At 62.6% G+C, this 21,901-nt stretch carries 24 protein-coding genes and 3 tRNA genes; 17 read left to right on the plus strand and 10 right to left on the minus strand.

The window, feature by feature from the left end; genetic code table 11:
• The first annotated feature begins 9 nt into the window (after positions 1–9).
• The 5 genes from narH to E4680_RS09565 all read left to right on the plus strand — a co-directional run bounded on the left by narH (position 10) and on the right by E4680_RS09565 (position 4,487).
• Positions 10–1,557 (plus strand): nitrate reductase subunit beta, encoded by a 1,548-nt coding sequence (gene narH, locus E4680_RS09545; protein WP_135282185.1) that lies wholly within the window; start codon positions 10–12, stop codon positions 1,555–1,557.
• Positions 1,554–2,237 carry a nitrate reductase molybdenum cofactor assembly chaperone gene (narJ, locus tag E4680_RS09550; RefSeq protein WP_135282186.1) on the plus strand — a complete coding sequence of 228 codons (684 nt, stop codon included), beginning with the start codon at positions 1,554–1,556 and terminating at the stop codon, positions 2,235–2,237. The genes narH and narJ overlap by 4 nt, the downstream gene beginning before the upstream one ends.
• A 19-nt stretch (positions 2,238–2,256) precedes the next feature.
• Complete coding sequence (gene narI, locus E4680_RS09555) at positions 2,257–2,961, plus strand: respiratory nitrate reductase subunit gamma (RefSeq protein ID WP_135282187.1); 705 nt, start codon at positions 2,257–2,259, stop codon at positions 2,959–2,961.
• Between the two features lie 10 nt (positions 2,962–2,971).
• Positions 2,972–3,919 carry a peptidylprolyl isomerase gene (locus E4680_RS09560; RefSeq protein ID WP_167792465.1) on the plus strand — a complete coding sequence of 316 codons (948 nt, stop codon included), beginning with the start codon at positions 2,972–2,974 and terminating at the stop codon, positions 3,917–3,919.
• Positions 3,920–4,016: 97 nt separating this feature from the next.
• Complete coding sequence (locus E4680_RS09565; protein WP_205688880.1) at positions 4,017–4,487, plus strand: hypothetical protein; 471 nt, start codon at positions 4,017–4,019, stop codon at positions 4,485–4,487.
• A 536-nt stretch (positions 4,488–5,023) separates the two neighbouring features.
• On the opposite strand, the gene E4680_RS09570 is transcribed toward E4680_RS09565, so the two are convergent.
• Positions 5,024–5,326 carry a P-II family nitrogen regulator gene (locus tag E4680_RS09570; RefSeq protein ID WP_135282190.1) on the minus strand — a complete coding sequence of 101 codons (303 nt, stop codon included), beginning with the start codon at positions 5,324–5,326 and terminating at the stop codon, positions 5,024–5,026.
• Between the two features lie 4 nt (positions 5,327–5,330).
• Positions 5,331–6,278: a sodium-dependent bicarbonate transport family permease gene (locus E4680_RS09575; protein WP_205688885.1), complete on the minus strand. Its 948-nt coding sequence runs from the start codon at positions 6,276–6,278 to the stop codon at positions 5,331–5,333.
• 278 nt (positions 6,279–6,556) lie between these two features.
• Here E4680_RS09575 and E4680_RS09580 point away from each other — a divergent pair, with 278 nt between their 5' ends.
• Positions 6,557–7,462, plus strand: coding sequence for a LysR family transcriptional regulator (locus tag E4680_RS09580; protein WP_135282192.1), 906 nt, complete (start codon positions 6,557–6,559; stop codon positions 7,460–7,462).
• 85 nt (positions 7,463–7,547) lie between these two features.
• Here the strand turns inward: E4680_RS09580 and E4680_RS09585 are convergent.
• Positions 7,548–7,624: transfer RNA gene (locus E4680_RS09585), tRNA-Arg, on the minus strand.
• A gap of 194 nt (positions 7,625–7,818) precedes the next feature.
• Between E4680_RS09585 and E4680_RS09590 the strand changes: the two genes are divergently transcribed.
• On the plus strand, positions 7,819–8,292 hold the full coding sequence (locus tag E4680_RS09590) for a c-type cytochrome (RefSeq protein ID WP_135282193.1): 474 nt from the start codon (positions 7,819–7,821) through the stop codon (positions 8,290–8,292).
• Between the two features lie 81 nt (positions 8,293–8,373).
• On the opposite strand, the gene E4680_RS09595 is transcribed toward E4680_RS09590, so the two are convergent.
• From E4680_RS09595 to E4680_RS09605, 3 genes are all read right to left on the minus strand, one after another.
• A complete protein-coding gene (locus tag E4680_RS09595; RefSeq protein WP_135282194.1) occupies positions 8,374–9,165 on the minus strand; it encodes a C40 family peptidase in 792 nt (263 codons plus the stop codon).
• A gap of 114 nt (positions 9,166–9,279) precedes the next feature.
• Positions 9,280–10,791 (minus strand): YifB family Mg chelatase-like AAA ATPase, encoded by a 1,512-nt coding sequence (locus E4680_RS09600; RefSeq protein ID WP_135282195.1) that lies wholly within the window; start codon positions 10,789–10,791, stop codon positions 9,280–9,282.
• Between the two features lie 71 nt (positions 10,792–10,862).
• Positions 10,863–11,111, minus strand: coding sequence for an accessory factor UbiK family protein (locus E4680_RS09605; RefSeq protein ID WP_240696175.1), 249 nt, complete (start codon positions 11,109–11,111; stop codon positions 10,863–10,865).
• A 239-nt stretch (positions 11,112–11,350) separates the two neighbouring features.
• On the opposite strand from E4680_RS09605, the gene glnK (E4680_RS09610) reads away from it, so the two are divergent.
• The 4 genes from glnK (E4680_RS09610) (at position 11,351) to E4680_RS09625 (ending at position 14,232) form a co-directional block, all read left to right on the plus strand.
• On the plus strand, positions 11,351–11,689 hold the full coding sequence (gene glnK, locus E4680_RS09610; protein WP_135282197.1) for a P-II family nitrogen regulator: 339 nt from the start codon (positions 11,351–11,353) through the stop codon (positions 11,687–11,689).
• A 156-nt stretch (positions 11,690–11,845) separates the two neighbouring features.
• Positions 11,846–12,184 (plus strand): P-II family nitrogen regulator, encoded by a 339-nt coding sequence (gene glnK, locus E4680_RS09615; RefSeq protein WP_135282198.1) that lies wholly within the window; start codon positions 11,846–11,848, stop codon positions 12,182–12,184.
• 43 nt (positions 12,185–12,227) lie between these two features.
• Positions 12,228–13,571: an ammonium transporter gene (locus E4680_RS09620; protein WP_135282199.1), complete on the plus strand. Its 1,344-nt coding sequence runs from the start codon at positions 12,228–12,230 to the stop codon at positions 13,569–13,571.
• Positions 13,572–13,818: 247 nt separating this feature from the next.
• Positions 13,819–14,232 carry a DUF4124 domain-containing protein gene (locus tag E4680_RS09625; protein ID WP_167792466.1) on the plus strand — a complete coding sequence of 138 codons (414 nt, stop codon included), beginning with the start codon at positions 13,819–13,821 and terminating at the stop codon, positions 14,230–14,232.
• Between the two features lie 296 nt (positions 14,233–14,528).
• Here the strand turns inward: E4680_RS09625 and E4680_RS09630 are convergent, their stop codons facing one another.
• Positions 14,529–15,257, minus strand: coding sequence for a proteasome-type protease (locus E4680_RS09630; RefSeq protein WP_135282201.1), 729 nt, complete (start codon positions 15,255–15,257; stop codon positions 14,529–14,531).
• Positions 15,258–15,359: 102 nt separating this feature from the next.
• Here E4680_RS09630 and E4680_RS09635 point away from each other — a divergent pair, with 102 nt between their 5' ends.
• Positions 15,360–16,301, plus strand: a complete 942-nt coding sequence (locus E4680_RS09635) for an alpha/beta hydrolase (protein ID WP_135282202.1) — start codon at positions 15,360–15,362, stop codon at positions 16,299–16,301.
• On the opposite strand, the gene E4680_RS09640 is transcribed toward E4680_RS09635, so the two are convergent.
• Both E4680_RS09640 and E4680_RS09645 read right to left on the minus strand, forming a co-directional pair.
• Positions 16,292–16,365: transfer RNA gene (locus tag E4680_RS09640), tRNA-Cys, on the minus strand. The genes E4680_RS09635 and E4680_RS09640 overlap by 10 nt on opposite strands.
• Before the next feature lie 78 nt (positions 16,366–16,443).
• Positions 16,444–16,518: transfer RNA gene (locus tag E4680_RS09645), tRNA-Gly, on the minus strand.
• 110 nt (positions 16,519–16,628) lie between these two features.
• Between E4680_RS09645 and E4680_RS09650 the strand changes: the two genes are divergently transcribed.
• Genes E4680_RS09650 through E4680_RS09670 form a run of 5 tightly spaced genes read left to right on the plus strand, consistent with a single transcriptional unit; the run spans position 16,629 to position 20,687 of the window.
• Positions 16,629–17,117, plus strand: a complete 489-nt coding sequence (locus E4680_RS09650) for a MarR family winged helix-turn-helix transcriptional regulator (protein WP_135282203.1) — start codon at positions 16,629–16,631, stop codon at positions 17,115–17,117.
• Positions 17,114–18,211, plus strand: coding sequence for an HlyD family secretion protein (locus tag E4680_RS09655; RefSeq protein WP_135282204.1), 1,098 nt, complete (start codon positions 17,114–17,116; stop codon positions 18,209–18,211). The genes E4680_RS09650 and E4680_RS09655 overlap by 4 nt, the downstream gene beginning before the upstream one ends.
• On the plus strand, positions 18,201–19,787 hold the full coding sequence (locus tag E4680_RS09660) for a DHA2 family efflux MFS transporter permease subunit (RefSeq protein ID WP_205688881.1): 1,587 nt from the start codon (positions 18,201–18,203) through the stop codon (positions 19,785–19,787). Before E4680_RS09655 ends, E4680_RS09660 begins: the two co-directional genes overlap by 11 nt.
• Positions 19,759–20,220, plus strand: coding sequence for a universal stress protein (locus E4680_RS09665; protein WP_135282205.1), 462 nt, complete (start codon positions 19,759–19,761; stop codon positions 20,218–20,220). Before E4680_RS09660 ends, E4680_RS09665 begins: the two co-directional genes overlap by 29 nt.
• On the plus strand, positions 20,217–20,687 hold the full coding sequence (locus tag E4680_RS09670) for an HIT family protein (RefSeq protein ID WP_205688882.1): 471 nt from the start codon (positions 20,217–20,219) through the stop codon (positions 20,685–20,687). The genes E4680_RS09665 and E4680_RS09670 overlap by 4 nt, the downstream gene beginning before the upstream one ends.
• A gap of 94 nt (positions 20,688–20,781) precedes the next feature.
• Here E4680_RS09670 and E4680_RS09675 read toward each other — a convergent pair whose 3' ends face one another.
• Complete coding sequence (locus E4680_RS09675) at positions 20,782–21,831, minus strand: class I fructose-bisphosphate aldolase (protein ID WP_135282206.1); 1,050 nt, start codon at positions 21,829–21,831, stop codon at positions 20,782–20,784.
• Between the last annotated feature and the right edge of the window lie 70 nt (positions 21,832–21,901).

A 21,901-nucleotide genomic window follows, 5' to 3' on the forward strand; every position in this document is an offset into this window, starting at 1 on the left:
GGTTGCACGATGAAAATCCGCGCACAGATCGGCATGGTGCTCAACCTCGACAAATGCATCGGCTGTCACACCTGTTCGGTCACCTGCAAGAACGTCTGGACCAGCCGCGAAGGGGTCGAGTACGCCTGGTTCAACAACGTCGAATCCAAGCCGGGCATCGGCTACCCCCGCGACTGGGAGAACCAGCAGCGCTGGAACGGCGGCTGGCGGCGCAAGCCGAACGGCCGAATCGAGCCGCGCATCGGCGCCAAGTGGCGGGTGCTGGCGAACATCTTCGCCAACCCCGACCTGCCCGAGATCGACGACTACTACGAGCCGTTCAACTTCGACTACGAACACCTGCAGAGCGCCCGCGAGTCCCAGGCCTTTCCGACGGCGCGCCCGCGCTCGGCGATCACCGGCGAGCGCATGGAGAAGATCGAATGGGGGCCGAACTGGGAGGAGATTCTCGGCGGCGAGTTCGCCAAGCGCAGCGCCGATGTCAACTTCGAGGGGGTGCAGAAGGACATCTACGGCCAGTTCGAGAACACCTTCATGATGTACCTGCCGCGACTGTGCGAGCACTGCCTCAACCCGGCCTGCGTCGCCGCCTGCCCCTCCGGCGCCATCTACAAGCGCGAGGAAGATGGCATCGTGCTGATCGACCAGGACAAATGCCGTGGCTGGCGGATGTGCGTCTCCGGCTGTCCCTACAAGAAGATCTACTACAACTGGTCGAGCGGCAAATCGGAGAAGTGCATCTTCTGCTTCCCGCGCATCGAGTCGGGGCAGCCGACGGTCTGCTCCGAGACCTGCGTCGGGCGCATCCGCTACCTCGGCGTGCTGCTCTACGACGCCGACCGCATCGAAGCGGCGGCCAGTGTGGCTGAAGAACGCGATCTCTACCAGGCGCAGCTCGATCTCTTTCTCGACCCCAACGACCCGGCGGTGATCGCCCAGGCGCGCGCCGATGGCATCCCCGAGAGCTGGCTGGAGGCGGCCCGCCACTCACCGGTGTGGAAGATGGCGATGGCGTGGAAGATCGCCTTCCCGCTGCATCCGGAGTACCGCACGCTGCCAATGGTGTGGTATGTGCCGCCGCTGTCGCCGATCCAGTCGGCCGCGGCCGCCGGGCAGATCGGCATCGACGCCGGTCTGCCGGATGTGCGCTCGCTGCGTATTCCGCTGCGCTACCTCGCCAACATGCTGACTGCCGGCGACGAGGCGCCCGTCGCCTTGGCGCTGGAGCGGATGCTGGCGATGCGCGGCTACATGCGCGCCAAGAGTGTCGAGGGACGCATCGATGAGTCGATCGCCACCCGGGTCGGCCTGTCGGGCGCGGTGATCGAGGAGATGTACCGGATCATGGCGATCGCCAACTACGAAGACCGCTTCGTCATCCCCACCACACGCCGTGAAACGCACGAGGATGTCTACGCACTGCGCGGCAACTGCGGCTTCTCCTTCGGCAACGGCTGCTCCGGCGGCAGCTCGAAGGCCGAGCTGTTCACGCCGGTGAAACTGTTCAGCCCGGCGCAGGGCAGTCAGCCCCACAACCCCGGGGAGGTACCGAAATGAGCGCCACGTTCAAAGCCCTGTCGGCGCTGCTCTGCTACCCGGACGAAGGGTTGCAGGCAGCCATGGCCGAAATTCGCGGTCTCATCGCGGCTGAAGGGCGGGTCGCGCCGCCGGTTCTGGCCGAACTGGAGGACTTCTGCAGCTTCGTCGAGCAGACCGATCTGATCGATCTGCAGGAACACTATGTGGCGCTGTTCGACAAGAGCCGCCTGCTGTCGCTCCACCTGTTCGAGCATGTCCATGGCGAGAGTCGTGACCGCGGCCAGGCGCTGGTCGATCTGGCTGCGCTCTACGAACAGGGCGGACTGGAGCGGATCAACAACGAGCTGCCTGACTACCTGCCGCTGTTCCTCGAATACCTCTCGACCCGACCACTCGACGAGGCCCGATTGCTGCTGGCCGAGACGCTACACATCCTCGCCGCCCTTGAAGAGCGGCTGCGGGCGCGCGGCAGCGGCTACGCCAGCCTGCTGCGGGCCATTCGCAGCGCGGCCGGTGATCAGTCGATCCACACCGCAACGACCGTCCACCTGAACACCGAGCTGCCAGCTGAACTCGACGCGCAGTGGGCGGAGCCACCGGTGATTTTCGATCCCGATGCGACCGTCTGTGAATCCGGGGGCGCAACGGTGACCAGCGTTCCCCTGTCAGCCGTACCCCGGCGGGCGCGGCAGAGCTGAATCCGAGGGAGAAGCACCCATGTCTGCGACCTTCAACATGATCCTGTTCGGCTGGTATCCCTATCTCTGCCTGACCGTCTTCCTGCTCGGCAGCCTGTTGCGCTTCGACCGCGAACAGTACAGCTGGAAGACCGGCTCCTCGCAGCTGCTGCGTAAGCGCCAGTTACGCTGGGGATCGAACCTGTTCCATATCGGCATCCTGACCATTCTGGCGGGCCACTTCGTCGGCCTGCTTACACCGATTGCCCTGTTCGACCAGCTCGGCATCAGCCACGGCCTCAAGCAGATGCTCGCCATCGTCGTCGGTGGCCTGGCGGGCGTGGTCTGCTTCATCGGCATCACGCTGCTTGCTCACCGGCGGCTGTTCGATGCGCGCATCCGCGCGACCTCGAGCGTTGGAGACATCGGCATCCTGCTGCTGCTCTGGCTGCAACTCACACTGGGGCTCTGCACCATCTTCGTCTCCCTCGGCCATCTGGATGGCCACGAGATGGTCAAGTTCATGAACTGGGCCCAGGGCATCGCCACCCTGCAACCGGCTGCCGCGACCTATGTCGCCGATGTCCATCCGATCTTCAAGGCCCATCTGCTGCTGGGGCTGACGCTGCTGCTGCTGTTCCCCTTCACTCGGCTGGTGCACATCTGGAGTGCGCCGATCTGGTACCTCGGCCGACCCGGCTACCAGATCGTGCGCCGCCGCACCCAGCCGCCACGCAATGCCTGAGGAACGGGCCATGAGTCACCGCACATCCGAATCACCGCGGCATTCGATCATCCCGCTGCACAGTGTGGATGCGGCACCGGTCCGGGCCTGCCGCCGCGAGGCTGAGGCTGAGGCTGAGGCTGAGGCTGAGGCTGAGGCTGAGGCTGAGGCTGAGGCGACACTCGACACACCGGCGGCGCTGATGGTCAACGACCACCCGATCGCCCAGCGCCACATCGCCGCCGAAATGCAGCACTTTCCGGGCGATCAGTTCGAGAGCAGTTGGCACCAGGCCGCGCGGGCCCTGATCATCCGCGAACTGCTGCTGCAGCAGGCGCGCCGGCTGGCGCTCGATACCACCCCGCAGGCCGACGTCCAGGGCGGCATCGAAACCGAAGAGGATGCGCTGATCCGCGCCCTGATCGAACGGGAGGTTCCGCCATGCGAAGCCCCACCCGAGCAGGTGCGCCGCCACTACGACGACCACCCCGAGCGCTTCATGACCCCGCTGCTGCAGGAAGCCGAGCACATCCTGATCGCCGCGCGCCGCGATCAGGCCGACGCCTTCGCCGCCGCGCGCGCCAAGGCCGATCAGCTCCATGCACAGCTGCTGCAGGCTCCGGAGCGGTTCGCTGAACTGGCACGCAGTTTCTCCGACTGCGCCTCGGGTGCCGAGGGTGGCCGCCTCGGCCAGCTCGGGCCGGGCGAGACCACGCCGCCGTTCGAAGCCGCGCTGCAGCGTCTAGCGCCGGGCGACATCTCCACGCCGGTGGAGACCGCCTATGGTTTTCACCTGATCCGGCTGCTCCGGCGCGGCGAACCCCGACGCCTGCCGTTCGAGGCGGTCAGCAGCGTCATCGCCGACCGCCTTACCGAACAGGCGCACCGCCGGGCTATCGCCCGCTACATCGCCCAACTGATCGCGCAGGCCGACATCCAGGGCTTCACACCCGAGCCGTCGCCTCCACCGATATCGTGATGGTTCTACCCTGTCCGAAGCCGGCCAACGGCCGTGCAGAAACCATCCGACGTCGCGGCCACGGCGTTGCTGATAGACCCGGGAGGTACATACGCTGATGGACATCGCTCTGGCCCGCGCGCTGCATGTACTGGCCGTCATCCACTGGATTGGTGGCCTCTCCTTCGTCACGCTGGTCGTGCTGCCGTTTGCCCGAGCGCAGCCTACGGCTCGGCAGGCACTCGAGGCATTCGAAAGCGTGGAACGGCGCTTCTCGGCGCAGGCACGCGTCTCGGTCTCACTGGCAGGAGTCAGTGGCCTATGGCTGACCTACCGAATGGACCTCTGGCATCGCTTCCATGCGTTTCAATTCTGGTGGATGAGCGGGATGCTCGGCCTGTGGATTTTCTTCATGCTCATGCTGTTCGTTCTGGAACCGCTGCTGCATGAGCGCTTCGCGCGCCAGGCTGAACAGGCGCCCGGCCCGGTGTTCCGGCGCATGAGCCGGCTGCATCACATCCTCTTGTTCCTGGCTGCGCTGACGGTGCTGGGCGCGGTCGCCGGAAGCCATGGCCTGATGCTGTTCTGAGGCCGCCCAATCGCCTCTCTGCGCGGTTGCGCCGGTCCGGGAGAGCACGTCACCAGCCTGCAAGGAGGCAACCGAAGCAGGTCGAGGGATGCGGGCGCTGACGCAGATAGCGGGATTCTGTTCGAACCGGATTTTGACCGCCTTTGGCAGACGGGTGCGTAATCCTGTGGAATCGTCCACCTGGAAATTGCCAAGGGTTGCTCATGCAACCTCACCCCCCGGCGAGCATGGGGGGTCGCAAGCACAAGGCGGCTTCGAAGGAGGACCCCTTCCGCGCTTACCGGAGCGGCGTTTGGATGCCTTGCGCGCGCAGGGCAACGTCGCTTGGCCAACTTGCATCCAGGATGGAAGATCGAAGCGAAGACCCAGGCCTGCTCGCACGCGCAGGCTCGGCCACAAGCACCGACGGTCGCACAGCGAGCGGGACACCAAAACCCGATCGCATGCGCGCACTCACCGGGGAAACCGTGACAGCGCCTGGTGCCGAGCAAAATCTCCAGCCCGCTGAACTGCCAGCGGCGCTTCGGTCGCCGCGCTCAAAACTTCTCCGGACGCAACACCGCAACATCGCTCATGAACAGGATCATGGCGTAATCGGCGTAATAGTGCGCCTCCAGATAGGCCGCAATCGCCTCGGCGACCGTCTCCTCGCACACCACTTCAATACGAATGTTTCGGCTTTCTTCCCAGTCGGCACTGCGCACGCCGCGCCGTCCTTTGCCGCGGGCATCACTCACGGTATAGCCGTGAGCGCCGAGGCGTTCGATGTCCTCGACCAATAGCCGCTCCAGAGCGGCTTCGGTAATGATGGTGAGCAGTTTTCGCATCGGCGCACTCATGAATCTATCCTCCCAACCAGCGATGCGCATGAATGGCCATCGAATGATAAAGCGGGATACCCAGCAGGACGTTGAACGGAAAGGTGACGCCCAGAGACGCGGCCAGTGACAGCGTCGGATTGGCTTCCGGAACCGAGATGCGCATGGCAGCAGGGACCGCGATGTAGGAGGCGGAAGCCGCCAGCGTGGCCAGCATGGCCATTCCACCGGTTGAAAAGCCCAAACCCCATCCCATGCCGATCCCGACAAGGGACGAGAAGAGCGGCATCGCCACGCCAAACAGCACCAGAAAGACACCATACTGCCGCAAGGTGGCCACTTGCCTCGCGGTGATCAAGCCCATTTCCAGCAGGAACAGCGCAAGAATTCCCTTGAACAGGTCGAAAAACAGCGGCTTCACGGAGACAAGCCCATCGGGTCCCGCCATCCATCCAATCAACAGCCCCCCCATGAGCAGCACGATGCCCTTGCCCAAAAACACCTCATGGGCCATGGCGCCGAACCGGATGTCCCGGGATACCCCGCGTGCGAGCACGATCCCGACCAGGATTGCGGGGACCTCGAGCACGGCGAGCAGCAAGGGCATGTGCGCTTCAAACGCGACCTGTCGGCTGGCGAAGTAGGCAGCGGCCACGGCATAGGTGCCGACACTCACCGATCCGTAATGTGCGGCAATCGAGGCGGCATCTGCGCGCTTGAATCGTCCCACATGGTGCAGGATGGGGAATGCGACAAGCGGTAGCACGAACCCCATCGCCATGACCGCTGCAATCTGCGGGGCCAGCTGGCCAAACGGCTGCTTGGCGAGTTCCACCCCGCCTTTCAACCCGATGGCCAACAAGAGCACGACGCTCAGTAACTCATACATGGCGGCGGGCAGGCGCAGTTCGGAACGCAGCAAGCCGGCGGCGAGACCCAGCAGAAAAAACAGAATCACGGGATCAAGGGCAATCACTGACATTTTCCTCTTCGGTGCACCAACACGACCGGACACGATCCCGGCAGAGCCCATCGTTTTCGACGCGATGGCCAATGCAAACCGCGGCACGTTGCATCATCCGCACGACACGGCCCAAACCGGACGCCGATCCTCGCCCCTGGCCGGCGCGCAGCCGTGACCGGCGCGTGCGCTGGGCTCGCGCGTTGTCGCGCATCGTAGCGCCTGGGAAGCATCCGATAAAGACGAAATCTTCTTATAAATACTTCGGCGATTGCCTTACACTCCGAGCGATGAACCTGAATCACCTCCGCTATTTCTGGACAGTCTCCCGCATGGGGGGCGTGGCCCGCGCCGCCGACCATCTGAATCTGACGCCACAAACCGTCAGCGGGCAGATCAAGCGGCTGGAAGCGGAATTGGGCACGGCCCTGTTCCAGCCCGCAGGGCGTGGCCTGGAATTGACCGAAGCCGGCAGACTCGCCTTGTCATTTGCCGAGGAAATGCTGACGCTGGGCGACGAGCTGAAATCGGCGCTCGCAACCGGACACAGCCAGGTGCTCCCCAGTTTGCGGGTCGGTATAGCCCATGTCGTACCGAAGTCGCTGGCCTATCACCTGTTATCGCCGCTCAACGAGGCGCGGGACCCCATCCGCCTGCTCTGCCGCGAAGGCCCCATTGACCTGCTGCTCGCCGAACTCGCACTGCACCGTCTGGATCTGGTGGTGGCCGATCGGCCGATTCCGGCGGGACTGGCGGTACACGGGCACAGCCACCGTCTCGGCGAGAGTCCAGTCGGCTTCTTTGCCGCACCCGGCCTGATACCGGACGGGGTGACCTTTCCGGCCTGTCTCGATGATGCACCCCTGCTCCTGCCGGGACCGGGTGCGGCCGTGCGCGGCCAAATCGAACGATGGCTGAGCCAGGAGCGGCTCAAGCCCTGCATCCGGGGCGAATTCGACAACGGCGCGTTGATGAAGGACTTCGGTCAGGCAGGTGCGGGGTATTTCCCGGCGCCGATTTCGTTGGCCGAAGAGATCTGCGCCCGTTACGGGGTGCGTCTGGTCGGCGCCATCGAGCGGATTCGTGAATCGTTCTGGCTCATCACGGTCGAACGCCGCATCAGCCATCCGGCGATCCGGCTGCTGATCGAATCGGCGCGCGATGTGTTGACGACAGTACGCCCGGCCTCGCCGTGACCGGCGAGCAGGCATGCTATGAGACACGGCCGATCGCCAGGGGGATGCATCAGCGCGAAGGCACGGTGCGGGGGGGTGAGAAATCTGGCGCGCCCGAGAGGATTCGAACCTCTGACCTTTGCCTCCGGAGGGCAACGCTCTATCCAGCTGAGCTACGGGCGCCAAGACGCCTAGAATAGCGATTCCCCTGCCAAACGTCCATTGGTTGATCTCGGCGTGTTTTATGCCGGCCGTACGCCGCGTATACTTAGCCACCCTGCGGCCCCGGGAATCGGGATGCCTGGCGTCGCGCCCAACCACCTCTGCCCTACCCTCTTGATAAGGAGGCCCCTGTGTCGGAGCAGGAAAACGAATCGATGCTGACGCTGGTCGGCGTTCTTGGCGCCATGGTCGCCTTTGCAGTGTTCATCGGGATTCTCGCCTATTTGATCGGCGGCTTTGCCCACAAGGACCGGCCGCTCGAGGCGCGAGAAATCGCCGCATTGGAACAACGCATTGCCCCCATCGGCGAAGTCCGCACCAGCGATCAGCCACCCATGGAGACGGTTGACGCAGGCGCCTCGGCAGCCCCGGCCGAACCCCGCTCGGGCAGCGAAGTGGTTCAGCAGGTTTGTGCTGCATGCCATAGCGCGGGCGTTCTCGGCGCACCCAAGATCGGTTCCAAGGAAGACTGGCAGCCGCGGCTGGCGCAGGGCTTCGACACCTTGATGGATCATACGGTCAACGGTATCCGCACGATGCCGCCCAAGGGCGGCAACCCCTCCCTGACTGAAGACGAACTGAAGGCGGCGCTCACCGAGATGCTGCAGCAGAGCAGCCTCTCGCCGTGATCGGTCCCGAGATGCCGGTCGGCGCCATGACGCTGACCGGCATCTCGTCCTCTCCCTGCACCCTGCAAGGCTCGATGCAGTCTAATTCGCTTGCGCAAGCGCCCCTGTCGCATCGACGCGGCCCCAGATCAGCCGGTGAAAATCGAACTCTGCGGTAAGCGTCGGCTTGACGATGTCAAAGTACGGAGAGACATCGAAGTCACGCGGCACACACAGGCTGTGATGGCGTGCATGGTGCACATGCCCGAGACAATCCGGGCAATCCGGCCGCCCCATCGGAACGGTTTCGACCAGCGGCAGGATCGGATACTTCACGGCGGCAAAGCATTGCGCGATCAGTGTGGAGCAGATGGCGCGCGTGGGATCGCCGCTCCCCAGCGTCAGCATGCGACGGCGCCAGTTGACCGGCACCGGGGGCATCGGCATGAGATATCGCGCCAGATCAAACACGTTTTTCAGATCATACTGATGCCCGAGTCGGCTGCACGCATAGGCAATGAGCTGTCGTTTTTCATCGACTGAAAGCCCGACCGGACGACAGATACGACAATGCAGTCCGCTATAGGCGTCGGCACTCAATGCCCGAACACCTGCCGCAACATCCGCCTCGATGAAGACCAGTGGGGTACCGGTGGCATCCCGCAATCCCGCTTCGGGTCCGATGTAGAGCGCCGCATGGGACCATGTGGATTGCGTCAGATACTTGATCGCGACGCTCAGCCGGGTATCGCCCTCCACCAGCAAGACATCGGCCGGCTTCAGACACGCAATGTATCGGGCGGTATCAAGTGCAACCATGGGCTCATGAGAAGCCATGCGCTGGCTGAGATAGATGCTCAGGCGACCGCCGAGCCAGCTCATCATGCGGTTCATACGGGCTTCACTCCATACACGGGCGCCGCCTGCAGTGGAAACGCCTCGGTAGGGTTATCGGCGCATGCCGGACGGGCTTAGCTGCGCAGGGAGGGCGCAGGAGCCGCAGCGGGCTCAGCGGATTGGTTGGCGATCGAGCAGGCGAAAATGGATCGCTTCGCTCATGTGTCGGGCGGTAATGGCCTCCGATTCATCGAGATCGGCGATAGTGCGAGATAAGCGCAGCAAACGGTGATACGCACGGGCCGACAGCCCGAGCCGCTCCATGGCCTGCAGGATCAAATCGCGCACCGTCCCCTTGATCGCACAGAACCGTTGTGTTTCCCGCTGCGTCAAGGCTGCATTGGATTTGCCTTGCCGCAGCAGCTGCCGTGCACGGGCCGCCGCGACGCGGTCACGCACGGTTTCGGTGCGCTCTCCGGGAGGCGCATCGCCACCCAGTGTTTCGGCACCGACTGCCGGCACCTCAACGTGCAGATCGATGCGGTCAAGCAGAGGACCCGAAATGCGCGCTCGATAGCGCGCGACCTGCTCTTCGGTGCAACGGCAGCGACCTCGGATATCGCCCAGATAACCGCATGGACACGGATTCATCGCCGCCACGAGCTGGAATCGCGCCGGAAACACGGCCTGGCGCGCCGCGCGGGAGATATGAATTTCGCCGTTCTCGAGCGGCTCGCGCAATACCTCCAATACGCGGCGATCGAATTCCGGAAGTTCATCAAGAAACAGAACGCCCCGGTGGGCCAGTGAAATTTCCCCCGGGCGCGGAATACTGCCACCCCCGACCAGAGCGACTGCCGAAGCCGTATGATGCGGCGCTCGGAAGGGCCGTCTTTTCCAGTTCTCGGGGTGAAAGCCCGCATCGCTCACCGACGCGACTGCTGCCACTTCCAGCGCCTCGGTTTCCGCCAGGGGCGGCAGAATCCCGGGCAGCCGCCGCGCCAGCATCGTCTTGCCTGTCCCCGGCGGCCCGATCATCAACAGGCTATGTTCACCTGCCGCTGCTACTTCCAGGGCGCGCCGAGCGGCGAATTGTCCGCGAACATCGCCCAAATCCTCATCGAACGCCGCTGCAATGCCCTCGTCGAGCATTTCGGGCTGCCGCAGTTCGGTTTCGCCCTTGAGATAGGCACACACCTCGAGCAGGTGACGCGCCGGCCGCAGTGAAAGCCCGGCCACCCGGCAGGCCTCTTCGGCATTGCCCGATGGAAGGATGAGCGTATGCCCCGCGTCCCGGCATGCGATCGCGACCGGCAATGCGGCCCGCGCGGCGCGCAATTCGCCACTCAATGACAACTCGCCGATCACTTCCAGGTTTTCAAGGGCGGCAGCTGGAATCTGGCCGGAAGCCGCCAGAATGCCCAAGGCGATGGCCAGATCGTAGCGACCGCCCTCCTTGGGCAAATCGGCAGGCGCCAGATTGATGGTGATGCGCCGAGCCGGGAACTCGAACCCGTTGTTTTGCAGCGCGGCGCGAACCCGATCACGACTTTCCTTCACCGCGGTCTCGGCCAGACCGACCACCGTAACGGCGGGAAGTCCGTTTGCCAGGTCCACCTCGACCGTAACCGCGGGTGCAAGCAAGCCCGCCTGTGCGCGGGTATGAATGACAGACAGTCCCATTTTCTTTCCCCAAGTCCTTTGGGTGGGTATCGGCGGCATCCTGCCAAGCTGTGAAACCGCGGGCGTCTATCTCACGGCTGAGCACGCTCGAGTGCGGCAACAGTCCGTTCCAGCTCGGTGACCTGCACTCGCAATCGCGCAAGGACCTGTTGCTGAATCTCAAACTCTTCGCGCGTCACCAGATCCAGCCGGGCGAAAGCCGACTGCAGCAGCGCCCTGAAGTTGCGCGCGAGATCGTCCCGCAGCAGACCCGGTCCGGTCGACGCATGTCCGGCCAATTGCTCCGATATCTCGTGAATCCACGCCTGTTGGTTGTTCACGCATCCTCCTTGGGTTCCGCGATGCACCATTTTAGTGCCCCAAAATAGGGCACGCATTCCGTGACGCTCAACTTCACATAGTAGCAATTCACCCCAAATTGCCGCATTTCAATGCTCGCAACGAGTCGTTCCTCCGCCCGAAGCATGGCATGGAACCTGCTTTATGCCTGTGACGATTGGGGCGGATTGTCGGATATCCGTCCGGATTCGCCATTCAACAACCCCCGGAGTCATGACGCATGAAGCTGATTACCGCCATTATCAAACCGTTCAAACTGGACGATGTCCGCGAAGCCCTGTCGGACATCGGTGTACAGGGCATCACGGTAACCGAAGTAAAGGGCTTCGGACGTCAGAAGGGTCACACGGAACTGTATCGCGGCGCTGAATATGTCGTCGATTTCCTCCCGAAGGTCAAAATTGAAATCGCGGTGACCTCCGATCTCGCCGACGCGGTGATCGAAGCCATCAGCAAATCCGCCAATACCGGCAAGATCGGAGACGGCAAGATCTTCGTCTTCGATCTGGAACAGGTGATCCGTATCCGGACGGGTGAAACAGGAGGTGACGCCATCTAACCGATCGACTCGTACGGCTTGCGAACCCGGACTCCCTGCATGACTGCATGGATCCTCCCGGTCCAACCTCGAGTGTGCTGCATATTCCCGACCCGCGTTGCGGTGCTAGACTTCTTGGCCATTTAGGCCCTATCACCCTGCGCAGGAGAGCGATCCATGAAACTGGTGACCGCCATCATCAAACCGTTCCGACTGGATGACGTCCGCCAAGCTTTGGCAGATCTGGGCATTCAGGGAATGACGGTAACCGAAGTGAAAGGCTTCGGACGCCAGAAAGGCCATACGGAACTGTACCGTGGCGCCGAGTACGTGGTCGACTTCCTGCCCAAGGCAAAGATCGAAATCGCTGTTCGTGACGATCTGGTGGATCAGGTGATCGACGCGATCGCCAAGGCCGCCAATACCGGCAAGATCGGCGATGGAAAGATCTTTGTGATAGCAATGGAACAAGCCATCCGCATTCGGACCGGGGAATCGGGTAACGACGCACTCTAGGACAGCCGGGAATGATTTCCTTTCCACCCGTCCAGGAGCAATCATGAATCAAAATCGTCTCCCCTTACTCAGGGCCCTGTCCCTCGCTGGACTGTCCTTGGTGCCGTTTGCTGTCGGCGCTCAGGAGGCAGCCGAAACCCCCACGCTTGACCCGGGCGATACGGCCTGGATGCTCACCGCCACGGCGCTTGTGCTGTTCATGACCATCCCCGGCCTTGCACTGTTCTACGGCGGGATGGTCCGCGCCAAGAATGTCCTGTCCGTCCTGATGCAGTGCTTTGCAATCACCGGGCTGGTCTCGATAATGTGGGTCGTGTTCGGCTATTCCCTGGCCTTCGATACCACGGGAATGGAACAGGGCGTCGTGAATCTCCACTCCTTCGTGGGCGGCTTGTCACGCGCCTTCATGGCCGGACTCACCCGGGAAAGCCTCGTCGGTACCATTCCCGAGTCGGTCTTTGCGACCTTCCAGATGACGTTTGCGATCATCACTCCTGCCCTGATCGTCGGCGCCTTCGCCGAACGCATGAAGTTCTCCGCCATGCTGCTGTTCAGCGCCGTCTGGCTGACCATCGTCTACCTGCCGATTGCCCATATGGTCTGGGGGGGTGACGGTGCGCTGATGTGGGATTGGGGCGTACTGGACTTCGCCGGTGGAACCGTCGTGCACATCAATGCCGGGATCGCGGGTTTCGTCGCCTGTCTGGTACTGGGCAAGCGCAAAGGTTATCCGACGACAGCCATGCCGCCGCACAACCTCACCTACACCCTGATTGGCGCATCGATGCTGTGGGTCGGCTGGTTCGGGTTCAACGCCGGCTCGGCCGTGGCCGCAGATGATTCAGCGGGCATGGCTATGCTGACCACCCAAGTCGCGACCGCCAGCGCAGCGCTTGCCTGGATGTTTGCCGAATGGCTGAGTCATGGTAAGCCGTCCGTGCTGGGTATCGCTTCGGGCGCCGTGGCTGGCCTGGTCGCCGTTACCCCCGCCTCCGGCACCTGCGGCCCGATGGGCGCGTTGCTGCTCGGCCTGATCTCGGGCGCGCTGTGTTTCCTGGCCTCGACACGGCTCAAGCGGGCGTTGGGTTACGACGACTCCCTCGACGTCTTCGGCGTACATGCCGTTGGTGGCCTGGTCGGCGCCATTCTGACCGGGCTGTTCGCCGATGTGTCCTTCGGCGGAGCCGGTCTGGCTGAAGGCATGACGATCGGCGGCCAGCTGTGGATCCAGATCAAGGGTGCGTTGTTCACCGTCATCTACACCGGCGTGCTGAGCTTCATCATTCTGAAGGTGATCGACATCCTGATCGGCCTGCGGGTGAGCGAAGAAGAAGAGACGCAGGGATTGGACATCTCGCTCCACGACGAGCGCGGTTACAACCTCTAACGCATCACACGCGCATCTCGGCCCTGGAATCGTAAGGATTCCAGGGCCTTTTTTATGCGCCGTGATGCTCTCGACGATGCGGCGCCGTGCCGAGGTCTTCCACCATCGGCCGGCTCAAGCCGCCCCATGGGTCCGCCGATACTCTTCGATAGGTCACCCGCTGCACCGACCCGGAACAACCGGACCGACCCTCCCCTTCACCCCGGCCGTATCCGCGGATAGAGGCCTCAGACGGAAGGTGTGCACGATGAAACTTGCCACCCTGACGAGCTTACCCTGCATCGTGGCACTGCTTTGGCCATTATGGGCCTCGGCTGAAATCTACCAGTCGCGTGACGCGGCCGGAAATCTGGTCTACAGCGATCGGCCGCTCAATGCCGGATCGATCAGAAGCGATATCAGCGTGCCGCCTGCGGGTCAGCCGTCCCCCATCGGCTTCGCTACACCCTTATCCGATGAAAGCGGAAACATGACGGACACCGATCCGGAAATCCGTCAGGCCCGTTGCCAGAAAATCCGGGAGCTGCTCGCCCGTTATGAAAAAAGCGAGTACATGATACGAGAAGGTCAGGACGGAAAGAATGTAGTGCTGAGCGATGTCGAAAAGGACCAGGAAATTGCATCGCTGCGTGAACAGGAAGCAGCGCAATGCGATCCGTGAGTAGCGCGATGCTCACACCGCAACAGGATTGCGCAGATCACCAGCAGCCGGCCTTTCGGGCGGGCTTGCCACGTCGCCGCACACATGAATGCGGGAATGCCACATCCCATGGCAGCCGCCCCGGCGCTCTGTGAACGCCCCATTGCGCGGGGCGGGCGATATCCGAGATGGAGGTCCATCGACGCTGATTCTGAGGACCGTCTTCCAGTCGTTCCCGGCGCTCGGCGACCATCTGCGCGCCGCATTGTGCTCGATGCGTGATCGCCCATGGTTCTCCAGGGCGTCAAAGGGATGCGCTATTCCCAATCGAAGCGGGGCAGGTTGTCCAGTGCCCGCCGCAGCGCACTCTGCCATTCCTCTTTCACCGCAGCGTAGAACGGTGTGTCCAGATCGAAGGTCTGATGGCGAAACACCTGTAAATCGCCCGTACGATAGAGGAGGAGTTCGACGGGCGGCCCAACGGAAATATTGCTGCGCATGGTCGAGTCGATGGAAACCAGCGCTGCACGCGCCGCGTCTTCCAGGGAGATGGCACGATGAATGTTCCGATCCAGGATCGGCTTACCGTATTTGATCTCACCGATCTGCAAGAAGGGCATTTGTTCCGAACAGCTGATGTAATTGCCCTCGGGATACACCAGAAAGATATCCGCCCGGCCCAGCCCGATCTGCCCTCCGACGATGAAGGTCGAGGTCGTATCGACCAAGCCACCGGCGGCTGCTCCGTCAGTGCTTTGGACATGCCGGCTGACGCGACCGACGTACCCGGCCACCTCGTCGATGCTCTTGAAGGTTCGTAGGCTTTCGACCGCCTGCGGATCCTCGGCCTGGCGCTTCAAGGTGGCCACGACCTGCTGCGTCGTCGCGAGGTTCCCGGCACTGAGAAGGGTCACGACACGATCATCGAGATATTCGAAGACGAACATCTTGCTGTAGGTCCCGACGTGATCAACACCGGCGTTGGTGCGGGAATCTGACGCAAAAACAAGTCCTTGATCGCAGCGGATGGCGAGGCAATAGGTCATGATCGTTCCATTGGCGAACTCGAGCGCAAGGTTTGAATCATAGCATGCACCTGAGTACACACACTGCTGTCGAGTCTGCTCTCGCCCTCTAAGGAATCCCCCATGCACGATAAGGTGGCCCCAGCCTATCTCCCACGTCGCGCGGTATGTCCTGAGACGCTTCAGATTCGCGGGCTCGCACTTCACCTGCATCGCTGGCCAAGCGGAAATGGTCCGGTCTGTCTGCTGCTGCATGGCTGGATGGATACGGGCGCAACGTTCCAGTTTCTAGTGGACGCCCTCCCCGCGAACTGGGAACTGATTGCGCCAGACTGGCGCGGTTTCGGGCGCAGCGCGTGGGCGTCTGGCAACTATTATTTTCAGGAGTACCTTGCCGATCTGGATGCCCTGGTGACGATGCTCAGCCCGGACCAACCGGTTCGGCTGGTGGGCCACAGCATGGGTGGCAACGTCGCCTGCCTGTATGCAGGCATCCGCCCGGATCGGGTGGATCGCCTGATCAGTCTCGAGGGATTCGGTTTGCCCCCCACGACACCCGATTCAGCCCCGATCCATTATCGAAGCTGGTTGCGAGAACAGACCGCACCGATGCAGCAACGCGTCTACGCCACCTGGCCCGCCTTCGTCACCCGCCTGCAGCGGAGTAATCCACGCCTGCCGGCCGATCACGCTGCGTTCATTGCACAGGCCTGGGCCGAAGACAGTCCCCAGGGACCGCGACTCCGGGCCGATCCTCGCCATCGGACCCGCAGCCCGATCCCTTATCGACTCGATGAGGCACGCGCCTGCTGGCGTCATATTCAAGCGCCGACGCTTTGGATTATGGGAACGGAGTCTCCCTTCGCGCGACTCGATCCGGCACTGATGGCGGAGAACCGGCGTTGTTTTGCATCACTACGGGAAACGCGTCTGACGGGATGCGGGCATATGATGCATCACGAACGCCCGCAGGCGGTGGCAAACGCCATCACCGACTTCATGGATGCACTGGATCATGACGGTGCGCCGCGATTCGGAAACCGTCGCGATGAATTTGGAGGCTAGGGCCGGAATCGAACCGACGTCCACGGCTTTGCAGGCCGCTGCATAACCACTCTGCCACCCAGCCATGGGGAGACGGCGCCTCGCGCCTGCGTCTGGAGCGCTGACGGGCCAGCAACAATTATCGCCGGCCCGTAGCCAATTCTGGAGCGGGAAACGAGATTCGAACTCGCGACCCCAACCTTGGCAAGGTTGTGCTCTACCACTGAGCTATTCCCGCTTAGGTGAGTCGGGAATTTTAGCAGCGCCGCGCCAGAGGTCAAGCGCTATTCGCGATGCGCAGCCAGCGAGGGAGTTGATAAGCGATCATATAATTAGCATACTTATTATATGAACACTAATGACTCACCCCCGGTACAGCTTATCGGCACCCGTATTGCCGAAACCGCCCGACGCTGGCGACAACTGCTCGACGAGCGGTCGCGGGATACGGGGCTGAGCCAGGCGCGCTGGCTGGTGCTGTTGCATTTGAGCCGCTTGGGTGACGGGATATCCCAGACCAGCCTGGCGCAGTCCATCGGCATCGAAGGCGCGAGTCTGGTTCGTCTTCTGGACGATCTGGAATCCCGCAATCTCGTCGAGCGCCGCATCGATCCCCAGGACCGGCGAGCCAAGCATCTGCTTCTGACCAGCGCCGGGCGCCTGGCCCTGAACGATGTCGATGCGATCGCCGCGACAGTGCGACAGGACCTCCTTCTAGGGCTGGATGAACAGGCAATCGCGCATTTACTGGCGATGCTCGATCAAATCCTGGCGAATGCGGCCCGCCTGACCCGGAAGCCTTGCAACCCCGATGACCTCGAAGAGAAGACGCCATGATCAGGATCGTTGCGCCCGGTTCGTTTCGTTACGCTCTCGGTCGATTGATCGCGATCGGGGCCCTGCTGCTGCTCGCCCTGGCCATTGGACATTGGCTGCACCGTCAGCTCACCTTGGTGCAGTCGAACGATGCCCGCATTGCGGCGGACATGATTACGGTCAGCAGCGAGCTCCCGGGGCGGATTGCCGAGTTCGATCTGGTGCCAGGCCAGTCGGTCGCCGCTGGAACCCTGCTCACCCAGCTCGACGACAGCGAGGCTCAAACCGCCCTCGCAGAAAGCGAAGCAACCTTGACCCGACTCAAGGCCAGCCGGGACACGCTGATCGCGCGGATCGATCAACAACGCAGCGCCATCCAGGCTCAGCAACAAAGTGCGATGTCCCAGCTGAGCAGGGCGCGCGCCAACCTTGCAGCCCAGCAAACCCATCAGGATCTGGCACGCCACAACGCCCAGCGTGCCGATGCACTGATCGCCGACCACGTCATCAGCGTCCAAAGCTGGGATCAGATCAAACATGAGCAACGCGCAGCCGAACAATCAACCCTGGAAGCCAAAGCGGAGCTGGCTGTTGCGCAAGCCGGGGTGGCTCAGGCACAGGCCGACGCGAAATCGATCCGGGTACTCGAAAATCAATTGACGGAAATCGATGCGGCCATCACCGAAGCCCGAGCCAACCTGGAACAGCAGCATGTCCGACTGACCAAGCTTACGCTGCGCAGCCCCGTCGATGGCGTGATCGACGAGACTTTCGTTCATGCGGGGGAATATGCGGTGCCGGGACGACGCCTGCTGCTGATGCATGATCCGGCGACGATCCGGGTGGAAGCGAATATCAAGGAAACGGCAATTGACGACGTTAAACTGGGCGCGCTGACCCACGTTTACGTCGATGCATATCCGGATCGAACCTTCAGTGGACACGTCATCGAATTGGGGCAGGCGGCAACCAGCCAGTTCGCGCTCATTCCCAACCCCAACCCCAGTGGGAATTTCACCAAGATCACCCAACGCCTTCCGATCCGGATCGCCCTCGATCAGCCGGCGGCCGACCTGCGGCCCGGCATGATGGTGGAAGTGGCCATTGAACACTGAACGCTCGGACCTGACGCGCCTCACCGCCCGATACGGCGCCGCCTACCGCTGGTTGGCGACCCTGACCGTCATGACCGGCACCATTTCCACGGTGCTGTCTTCCACCATCGTCAATGTCGCCATTCCCGACATCATGGGCGCCTTCGGCATCAGTGCCACCCAGGCACAATGGATGTCCACCGGATTTCTCGCAGCCATGACGGCCACCATGCTCGCCAACGCCTGGATGGTTGGACGATTCGGCCAGCGTGGCGCCTTTTTGATCGCCATCGGCATTTTCACAGCCGGATCGATCCTTGGCGGCCTGAGCCCCAATGAACAGATCCTCATCTTCGCGCGCATCCTCCAGGGCGGTGCAGCCGGCCTGACCCAGCCGCTCGCCATGCTGGTGATCTTCAGTGTCTTTCCGCCGGACAAGCGTGGTCAGGCGATGGGAATCTATGGGATCGGCGTGGTACTTGCCCCCGCGCTTGGACCGACTCTCGGCGGCCTTCTGGTCGACCATCTCAGCTGGCGCTATGTATTCTTCATGACGCTGCCGTTTTGCCTGATTGGCATGGGCCTCGCCAGTGCACTGCTGCCGGGCCCCGACGACGCCGTCGGTCGATCGCGGCTCGATGGCGTCGGTCTACTGCTGATCGCCGCCACCCTGTTTCCACTGCTCACCGCCCTGGCCAATGGCCAGCGCTGGGGCTGGCGTGAAATTCCCACCGGATTGACGCTGCTCTTCGCCGCAACATGCCTCGTGGCCCTGATCCTGTGGGAACGCCGACACGCCCATCCGCTGCTGGATTTCACGCTGTTCACCAACACACATTTTTCGGCAGCGGCAGCGGTCACCATTATCTACGGCGCCGGCCTGTTCGGGTCGACCTACCTCATTCCGCTCTTCGTTCAGACCATTCAGGGCTACACACCGACCCGGTCAGGCCTGCTGCTCATGCCAGCGGGATTGGTTCTGGCGGTGGTATTCCCGGTAGCCGGACAGGTGTCGGACCGCCTGCCGCCGCACTATCCCGTCATGGCGGGACTGGCGATCTTCGCACTCTCGTTCTGGTTGATGCGCGATGTGGATGCCAATACGCCCTTTCTGTTCCTTGCATGCGCCATCGCCTTCGGACGCATCGGTCTGGGGCTGGTGATGCCGGCCTTGACGGCCGGTGCGCTCCGCGCGGTCCCGCCGTCCAAGATCGCCCAGGGCTCGGGAACCGTGAATTTCGTGCGCCAACTGGGCGGGGCGCTAGGAGTCAATCTGCTCAGCGTGTTCATGGAGCGTCGCACGGCTTTCATGGGGGCGGCCATGACCGCGACCCAGACTCCCGGCCATGCCCCGACCCAGGCCTTGACCGATCGCCTCATCGAACTCTCCGAGGCTGGCGGCGCCATGGGCGATCTGGCTCAAGGCTACGCCGCCGACTTTCTCGGACGCGTCGTCTATGCCCAGGCCAATACATGGGCCTATCGAGAAGGCTTTATACTGTTGGCGATCGTATTCTTGGCCGCCATGGCTCCAGCCTGGCTGATGCGTTTCACCCGGGAGATGTCTCATGTATCACCGGATTCTGCTCGCCTATAACGGCTCTCCCGAGGGCCGCGCCGTCCTTCATCAAGGTACGGAACTGGCAAAACTGTGCAAGGCCGAGGTCTGCCTGCTCGCTGTGGTGGGGATTCCGACGGGACTCACGATGGCCGAAACCATCGTCACGCCAGAGATGACCGATGCGCTCGAAGCACCCGCCCGCCAAACGCTGGGCGATGGCGCGAAAGACATTGCCGCCATGGGGCTGACCGTCCAGACGCGGATCGAGTTCGGCGAGCCCGTCGAGCGCATCGGCGCAGTAGCACGCGAATACGGCGCCGATCTGATCGTCGTGGGCCACCGTCACCGAGGGGCCCTCGCACGTTGGTGGGGCGGCTCGGTGGGCAAGAGTCTGCTTGGCCACATTCCCTGTGATCTTTTGGTCGCCGTGGATCAGGAGCCGCACGCAGAAAGCGCCACCGCCTCATGATGCGAAACTCAAACGCCGGCGCCGCACATTGCCTGTTCTGCCGAATTGTCGAGGGCCAGCTCCCGTCCAGCCGCGTGGTTGAGGACGAGCACTGCATTGCCTTGATGGATGCATTTCCCTTGCGCCCGGGCCATGTCCTTGTGATTCCGCGCCGTCATGCCGAAACGCTGACGGATCTGACCCCCGAGCTGCGCGCCCATCTCCTGGAGACGGCGCAGGGCATTGCTCAGGCCTTGCGCCGCAGCCCATTGGCGCCCGATGGCATTCACTTCGCGATCAACGAAGGCCGCGCTGCCCATCAGACAGTACCGCATTGCCATATCCATGTTCTGCCAAGACGCCGGGGCGATCTGGCGGGGCTGCTCGGTCAGATCCTGTCCAAGCCGATTCAGCTACTGCGCGGTCCACGCAGACAGGACGAACGCGAAACTCAGGCGCGTCTGATCGCCCAGTACCTCGAATTCTGAAGCCCCAGCGCAGCACACCCGCTTCGGCAATCGCTGATTCCATCAAAAAGGCCGGCATGCACCGGCCTTCGTGACATCGACGCGACGATTCACCTCAAGCGATGGTGATGCTCGAATCCAGGTAGACGTCCTGGATGGCATTCAGCAGCTTGACGCCTTCGGCAAACGGACGCTGGAAGGCCTTGCGGCCGGAGATCAGGCCCATGCCACCGGCGCGCTTGTTGATGACGGCCGTGCGTACGGCCTGCGCGAAATCGTTCGCGCCCGATTCACCGCCTGAATTGATCAGACCGCAGCGGCCCATGTAGCAATTGGCCACCTGGTACCGGACCAGGTCGATGGGGTGATCGGTGGTCAGCTCACTGTAGACTTTCTCGTGGGTCTTGCCGAAATTGATCGCCTTGTAGCCGCCATTGTTCTCCGCCATCTTCTGCTTGACGATGTCCGCGCCGATGGTCGAGGCGATATGGTTGGCCTGACCGGTCAGATCGGCGGAGAGGTGGTAGTCGACACCCTCTTTCTTGAAGGCGTTGTTGCGGGTATAGGCCCACAGAATCGTGACCATGCCGAGCTCGTGGGCGCGCGCAAAAGCTTCGCTCACCTCCTGGATCTGCCGGCGAGATTCGGGAGCGCCGAAATACACCGTCGCTCCGACGCCGATCGCACCCATGTCGAAGGCCTGATCGACACTGGCAAAAAGCGTCTGGTCGTATTGGACTGGCAGGCTCAGGATCTCGTTATGGTTGAACTTCATGATAAAGGGGATCTTGTGCGCATAACGGCGCGACATCATCGCCAGCACGCCATAGGTCGAAGCCACTGCGTTGCATCCCCCCTCAAGCGCCAGCTCGCAGATCGTCTTGGGATCGAAGAAATCCGGATTGGGCGCAAAAGATGCCGCAGCGGAATGTTCGATGCCCTGATCGACAGGCAGGATCGAGACGTAGCCGGTGTTGCCGAGGCGGCCATGACCGAAAAGCGTCTGCAGATTCCGGAGCACGGTGGGGCTGCGGTCCGTCTGGACGAATACGCGATCCACGAAGTCGTCGCCCGGAAGTTCCAGCCGCTCTTTGGCGATGCCCCGACAGGTGTGGGTCAGGAGGGATTGGGCTTCATCGCCCAACAGCGCAGTGATATCAGTCATGGGGGTCAGCTCCCTTCAACGATAAATGGCCCGATCGGCAGCCAGGATGGGTCAAGATCGAAACGAAACC

Origin of the sequence: Candidatus Macondimonas diazotrophica (genome assembly GCF_004684205.1) — a bacterium.
Taxonomy (GTDB): domain Bacteria; phylum Pseudomonadota; class Gammaproteobacteria; order UBA5335; family UBA5335; genus Macondimonas; species Macondimonas diazotrophica.